Annotated in this window: 7 protein-coding genes; 5 read left to right on the forward strand and 2 right to left on the reverse strand. The window is 42.2% G+C overall.

The window, feature by feature from the left end:
* Positions 1-4: 4 nt before the first annotated feature.
* Positions 5-1,249 (reverse strand): diaminopimelate decarboxylase, encoded by a 1,245-nt coding sequence (lysA, locus tag Q0791_RS05705; RefSeq protein ID WP_299003678.1) that lies wholly within the window; start codon positions 1,247-1,249, stop codon positions 5-7.
* A 38-nt stretch (positions 1,250-1,287) separates the two neighbouring features.
* Positions 1,288-1,452, reverse strand: a complete 165-nt coding sequence (locus tag Q0791_RS05710) for a hypothetical protein (RefSeq protein WP_299003680.1) — start codon at positions 1,450-1,452, stop codon at positions 1,288-1,290.
* A gap of 342 nt (positions 1,453-1,794) precedes the next feature.
* Between Q0791_RS05710 and cyaY the strand changes: the two genes are divergently transcribed.
* The 5 genes from cyaY to Q0791_RS05735 all read left to right on the forward strand — a co-directional run bounded on the left by cyaY (position 1,795) and on the right by Q0791_RS05735 (position 6,426).
* On the forward strand, positions 1,795-2,130 hold the full coding sequence (cyaY, locus tag Q0791_RS05715; protein ID WP_299003682.1) for an iron donor protein CyaY: 336 nt from the start codon (positions 1,795-1,797) through the stop codon (positions 2,128-2,130).
* Positions 2,131-2,253: 123 nt separating this feature from the next.
* Positions 2,254-3,183 (forward strand): hydroxymethylbilane synthase, encoded by a 930-nt coding sequence (gene hemC, locus Q0791_RS05720; RefSeq protein WP_299003684.1) that lies wholly within the window; start codon positions 2,254-2,256, stop codon positions 3,181-3,183.
* A gap of 12 nt (positions 3,184-3,195) precedes the next feature.
* Entirely contained in the window at positions 3,196-3,918 is a 723-nt protein-coding gene (locus Q0791_RS05725; RefSeq protein WP_299003686.1) for a uroporphyrinogen-III synthase, read from the forward strand.
* Between the two features lie 214 nt (positions 3,919-4,132).
* Positions 4,133-5,263 (forward strand): uroporphyrinogen-III C-methyltransferase, encoded by a 1,131-nt coding sequence (locus tag Q0791_RS05730; protein ID WP_299003688.1) that lies wholly within the window; start codon positions 4,133-4,135, stop codon positions 5,261-5,263.
* Entirely contained in the window at positions 5,260-6,426 is a 1,167-nt protein-coding gene (locus Q0791_RS05735; RefSeq protein WP_299003689.1) for a heme biosynthesis HemY N-terminal domain-containing protein, read from the forward strand. The genes Q0791_RS05730 and Q0791_RS05735 overlap by 4 nt, the downstream gene beginning before the upstream one ends.
* The last annotated feature ends 181 nt before the right edge of the window (positions 6,427-6,607 follow it).

Consider the following 6,607-nt stretch of genomic DNA (forward strand, 5'->3'; position numbering starts at 1 on the left):
CAATTTACGGTAAGCATTGCTCTCCTTGCCATAATTGCGGCAAGGTTTCACGCTCACGAATAAGGTGTGCTTGACTGCCATCCACCATTAATTCTGCGGAGCGAGGACGCGTATTATAATTGGATGACATAGTAAAACCATAAGCACCAGCCGAACGAACGGCTAAAAAATCACCTTTAGTGATATTCAACTCTCTGTCTTTTCCTAAAAAATCACCCGTTTCACATACAGGCCCTACTATATCATAGCTAAGTGAAGCACCTTGACGAGCAATCACAGGAATAATATTTTGCCATGCACTGTAAAGAGCTGGACGCAATAAGTCATTCATCGCGCCATCAACAAGCGCAAAATGCTTATCACCATTTTGTTTTAAATACAGCACTTCTGTGACAAAGATCCCTGCATTTGCGGCAATGGCTCGGCCCGGCTCAAAAATCAAGGTCAAGTCTCTGTCGCCTAAGCGCTCAAGTAATGCGGCAGCATACACATCGGGTTGTGGCGGCGTTTCATCATCATAAGTGACCCCTAAACCACCACCAACATCAAAATGTTCAATATGAATGCCTTTTGCAGCCAAACGATCAATTAAGGCTAACATTCTATCCATGGCATCTAAAAAAGGTTGAATGTCAGTCAACTGTGAACCAATATGGCAATCCACCCCTTTGACGTGAATATGACTCAAAGTATGAGCCCTAGCAAAAAGCGTCTCCGCCTCTTCCATCGTTATACCAAACTTGTTTTCTTTCAGTCCCGTTGAAATATAAGGATGGGTTTTAGCATCAACATCTGGATTCACTCGCAGTGACACGGGGGCGACTTTTCCTAATCGCTGAGCCACACTTTGTAACTGTTCCAGCTCAGCACCAGACTCAACATTAAAACAATGAATATTGAGTTTTAACGCCATCTCCATCTCTGCGACAGTTTTACCTACACCAGAAAACACCACTTTAGCGGGATCGCCCCCCGCTTCAATAACACGTGCCAACTCGCCGCCAGACACAATATCAAAACCACTTCCTAACCGCGCCAATACATTTAATACCGCGAGATTTGAATTCGCTTTGACTGCATAACAAATAAGATGAGGATGCGATCCCACCGCACGATCAAATGCATGCCAATGCCTTTCTAGTGTCGCACGCGAATAAATATAAAGTGGGGTGCCATACTGACGTGCCAGTGCTTCGACTTGACAATCTTCAGCATACAATTCATCGGCTTTATAAAGAAAATGATCCAACAGCTTATTCCTTATTCACAACGTCACTAATGGCAAGATTACTGACTAACTTCATTGGGTGTGTTTATGTCTTGGGATGGAGTACTAGTGTCATCTTGCTGAGCTTGAGTCGTCTCTGGCTCAGGTGCACGATATAAACCACTTTTTTGCCCGCAACCTAGAATGACTAGATTAGCAAGAGCCAATAATAAAAACAGCTTCATTTTTCTCAACATTAAAATATCCGCTTATATAGTTACAATTAACAACACTTACCTAACCTTACCACAACATAACTTGTTAGCATGAAACGATTATGGGATCTCGATGGTTACAAGCTAGTCAAGCATCAAAGGGAAATAGTCTACCTTTGACATATGCTCCCTATCAATCGAGTTTAGTGCGCATCGCTAATAAACTTATTTCAGTCTAAAAGCGAGATACTGATTTTTTCAATAGCAATATATCAGTAGCAATATAAACAATGAAACTCGTGCAGTTATGCAATCTCGTTGGTATTATACCTACTTTATGACTTTTTCGACGATAATAAGGATAGCTTTCCCATGGCAATGACAGATACAGAATTTCATCAATTAGCCGACGAAATGTTTCACGCCATCGACAGCGCCATTGAATATGCTATTGATGAACAAGATGAAGATCTTGATATTGATGCATCAGGTAATGTTTTACAATTAACCTTTGCCGATCGCTCACAAATTGTCATTAATAAACAAGAACCTTTACATCAAATTTGGGTCGCCACTAAATTTGGAGGATATCATTTTTCCTATGTTGATGAAAAATGGATCGACGAGCGAAATGGTGGCGAATTTATGCCTTTTGTACTTGACTCTATTTTGCGTCAAAGTGGCATACAACTGCTCATCAACAGATAAAGTCCACACCTTTATTCTTGCACTGTAACCTTACCCGTCTCGCATTCTATCCGCCTGACGCTGTACACATAATTATTGGCAATGATAGCATTGCCTTCATTACGATTTTTGACGGAAAACGACATGTCTGAAAACCTGATCCGCATTGCCACTCGAAAAAGCCCTCTCGCCCTTTGGCAAGCTGAATTTGTGAAAGCTGAGCTTGAAAAAGCCCATTCTGGATTGGTGGTTGAACTGGTTCCTATGAGTACTAAAGGTGATATCCTACTCGATACCCCGCTAGCCAAAGTGGGTGGAAAAGGGCTCTTTGTCAAAGAGTTAGAGGTAGCGATTTTAGAAAACAGAGCGGATATTGCGGTACATTCAATGAAAGATGTGCCCGTTGATTTTCCTGAAGGCTTAGGGTTATCCATCATTTGTGAAAGAGACGATCACCGAGATGCCTTTGTCTCTAATACTTATGCCAACATTGATGCCCTGCCTCAAGGCGCTACAGTAGGCACTTCGAGCCTTCGTCGTCAATGTCAAATAAGAGCCGCTCGCCCAGATTTAGTCATCAAAGATTTACGGGGAAATGTCGGCACACGTTTAGCTAAACTGGATGCCGGTCAATATGATGCTATCATTCTTGCTGCAGCAGGATTAAAGCGTTTAAATCTTGTTGAACGCATTGCCAGCTATATTGAAGCCGACATCTCACTCCCCGCAAATGGCCAAGGCGCTGTAGGCATAGAATGTCGCCTCGATGATGAACGAGTCAAGACCTTACTCGCCCCCCTTGAGCATACTGCTACTCGCTATCGAGTCACCGCTGAGCGGGCGATGAATACGCATCTTGAAGGGGGTTGCCAAGTCCCTATTGGTGCTTATGCTGAAATAAAAGACGAGACGCTGTATCTTCGAGGATTAGTAGGCAAGCCTGATGGCAGCTTAATTATTCGCTCCGAAGCTTCAGGACCTGTCTGTGAAGCAGAAAACATAGGTATTGCCTTGGCTAAGGATCTGCTAAATCAAGGCGCCAAAGATATTCTTGATGCCGTTTATCGCACCTAAGGTTAATCATTAATGAAAGTGCTACTGACTCGCCCTGAGGGAAAAAACCACGCTATGGCAGTAGCACTGGAAAAACAGGGTATTCCCTATGTGATAACGCCGCTTATCAAAATCCTTCCCACTTTCACATCGAATAGCCAAGATCGCTTCGCTCACGCCGATGCAATTATTTTTGTCAGCACGAATGCCGTGACATTCGCCAAGCAATTGCATTCCTCACCTTGGCCAACCGACATACCGTATTTTGCCGTCGGTCAAGCCACTCAGAAGGCCTTACTCGCCTTAGGTATTCAAGCCACTGCACCGAAAAAAGGGGCGCCACAAACAAGTGAAGGCGTTCTCGCCTTACCCGCACTCGCATCCATTAAAAATAAAAACATTCTCATTGTCAGAGGCACAGGTGGACGAGAGACACTGGCCGATACGCTCAAACAGCGCCAAGCACAAGTAACCTATTGGGAAGTCTACCAAAGAGTTCCTGTCGAATTGAAAGCAAATCAAATCACAAATCAATGGCAAATCGCCAAAATAGACACTATCATAGTGACCAGTGGCGAAATACTCAGCAATTTGATTAAATTGGTTCCAAATGAGTTATTTTCTTGGCTTCAAACTTGTCATATCATAGTCCCAAGTGCGAGAGTTGAACAACTTGCCTTTCAACATGGACTAGTGCACGTCACTAATGCAAAGGCCGCTAATGCAAATGCAATGATTAGCACACTAATAACTTAGTCCTTTATGGACATGTACCCAATTAACTTAAAGAGCACAAGACGACTTTAAACGGCTTATGTCTAAAATTGATATTTGTAGGATAGGTTTGAAGCATTAACATCACGCTTTCACTGTTTCTTTTTCGTTAAACAAGGTCACTTGTGATCGCACTTGGGTATTTATCATGGCAACTGAATAACCTGGTTGCTTTATTGCTTTCAAGGATTGTTAAATGGACAATAAAAAAACCGAGCTTGCTGCCAAAGAAACAAACAAAGAGGCCAAATCTTCACCTATCACCTCAGAACAAGCTCAATCAAAAGAGCCCACATTGACCGAGCACAAAACCCCCCCCCCATCAAACACAGGAAAAATATGGGGACTCCTTTTATTACTCGTGCTCATTACCGCTCTTGGTGCAGTGGGAGGCGGTTATCTTTATCAACAACTGCAAAATCAACAAAGTTCGACTCGCCTGCTTGAGCAAAAGCTCACTTCAGCCTTGGTCAAACCCAATGAAAAAATCAAGCAATTATCGATAGCACAAGGGCAACTAAAACAAACACTCAACCAAGAGTTGACCCAATTCAATAAAGCACAAACAGATCTAAAACAGCAAGTTGCACTGATAGCACAACGCAGTCCCAATACTTGGCGTGCAGAAGAAGCCCTCTATTTAGTCAGACTCGCAGGCCGAAAATTATGGCTAGAGCAAGATCCAAGAACCGCGGCCAGCTTACTCAAAGCCGCAGATGAGCGCATTGAATCTATGATGGATCCCTCTCTCACCCCTTTACGAAAAGCCTTATCTAAAGATATATCCGCCGTCCTTTCAATCAAAGAAGCAGATATATCAGGCACCGCCCTCACTCTTGATGATATTATCGACAACATCAACACACTCCCACTGCATCGCAGTGAAATGAATAAACCCAAACCAATCGATAGTGACAAAATGTCAAACTCCATCAGTGATTGGCAAACGAATTTAGCGAAATCTTGGCATGCATTGATTGATGATTTTGTGCTTATTCGCAAGCGTACCACAGATGCCGCACCTCTACTTGCACCGAATCAGCAGTGGTATCTAATTGAAAATATTCAAAATAAATTACTACAAGCACAGCTTGCCTTATACCGTCAAGATCAGGTTAATTATCGCAGCTCTTTGGCACTGGCTAAAAAATGGATCACACAGTATTTTGATTTAAGTAATGCCAAAGTCGCCGATACGATCACTACGTTAGACGCATTACTCACACTTAAAATTGAAACGACACAAATCAAACATTTTCAGTCAATGAAGTTGCTCACACAAGTCGTGAATTATGGTAATTTACTCAGTGAGGAGCCTCAATCATGATCCGCGCACTCATTTATCTTGCCATTATACTTATTGGTCTTTGTGTTAGTCCTTTTTTAGTCGGCAATACCGGGTACCTTTATATTGCCATTAGTGATTATCAGATAGAAACCAGTCTCGTTTTTGCTATTATTGCTATTGTTGTATTTTATAGCCTATTGCAACTGATTGAATTTACCTTGGTTTTTGTACTAAACCTCGTCATTAACAGCCGCTATTTACCGGAACGCTGGCGTAAAAACACAGCAAGAAAGCACACGCTTCTCGGCGCGCTTGCTTTAGCTGAAGAAGATTGGGAAAGTGCAGAAAAGGCCATGCTAAAAGGCGCTGCTAAAGGTGAAATACCCACATTAAATTATCTTGCTGCGGCCAGAGCCGCCCAACATCAATCCAATATTAAGGCTCGGAATAGCTATCTTAAAAAAGCAGAGAATGATCCTATTGCACGCAATGCGGTCACGACCACACGTGCAAGGTACCTCTTTCAACAAGGTGAATTAACACAAGCCCGTATCGAGCTGGATAAACTCGCTCCTACAAGTAAAAGTAAACCTGCTATTTTAAACTTGGCTATTGAGCTGTACCAAGCACAACAAGATTGGCAGGCTCTCAAACTAATTTTACCTATCCTCAAGAAAAAACAGTTACTATCAGACCAAGCATTAAAACAATTAACGCTCACGATTAATACTCAAATATTAACAGCTGCAGCTGAAACCGATTTACAAGCGCTAGAAAAATGCTGGCATTGGCTCAGCCGCTCTGAGCGAAAGCAGCCTGAATATCTTGCCTTGTACGCCATGGGTTTATTCAAAAATCAACAGCAAACTCAAGCATTAGATTTACTCATCAAACAGGCAAAAAAACACGCTTCAAAAGCCGTGTTTGACGCTTTAACACACCTTGTGAGCAAAAGCGATCTTGATACATTTAAACAGCTATTAGCATTAGAAACACGATATAGTGAAGATCCTGATTACCAAATGTGTATCGCCACTCTTTACCAACAGCAAGATGATTTTCAACAAGCTAAAATTTGGTGGCAAAAAGTGTGTCATAAAAAGGAAACCAAAGAAAATTTAGCTGCACTGGCTGCAGCCCAAAGCAAAGTTGGCGAACATAAAAGAGCGCTACAGAGTTACTTTAAAGCCGTAAACCTATAGATTAATTTTGACTAAAAAAGCCACCTTCAAGGTTAATGCCAGTAAGTTAAGCTTATTGGCATTTTTTATTTCTAGCATATCGCTGTGGTCTTCGTTTGACTGTGCGGGGAAAGGTTCGTGTTCGTCTGGGTTCCAAAATTAAACTTTCAACCATGGCATAAAAATGTTTAAGTTGACGGGG

It is taken from the genome of uncultured Shewanella sp. (assembly GCF_947495455.1).
GTDB lineage: Bacteria > Pseudomonadota > Gammaproteobacteria > Enterobacterales > Shewanellaceae > Shewanella.

Coding starts and splice junctions, on each gene's coding strand:
- Q0791_RS05730 (WP_299003688.1), top strand. CDS start 4,133: ATGGACAATAAAAAAACCGAGCTTGCTGCCAAAGAAACAAACAAAGAG.
- hemC (WP_299003684.1), top strand. CDS start 2,254: ATGTCTGAAAACCTGATCCGCATTGCCACTCGAAAAAGCCCTCTCGCC.
- cyaY (WP_299003682.1), top strand. CDS start 1,795: ATGGCAATGACAGATACAGAATTTCATCAATTAGCCGACGAAATGTTT.
- Q0791_RS05710 (WP_299003680.1), bottom strand. CDS start 1,452: ATGAAGCTGTTTTTATTATTGGCTCTTGCTAATCTAGTCATTCTAGGT.
- Q0791_RS05725 (WP_299003686.1), top strand. CDS start 3,196: ATGAAAGTGCTACTGACTCGCCCTGAGGGAAAAAACCACGCTATGGCA.
- Q0791_RS05735 (WP_299003689.1), top strand. CDS start 5,260: ATGATCCGCGCACTCATTTATCTTGCCATTATACTTATTGGTCTTTGT.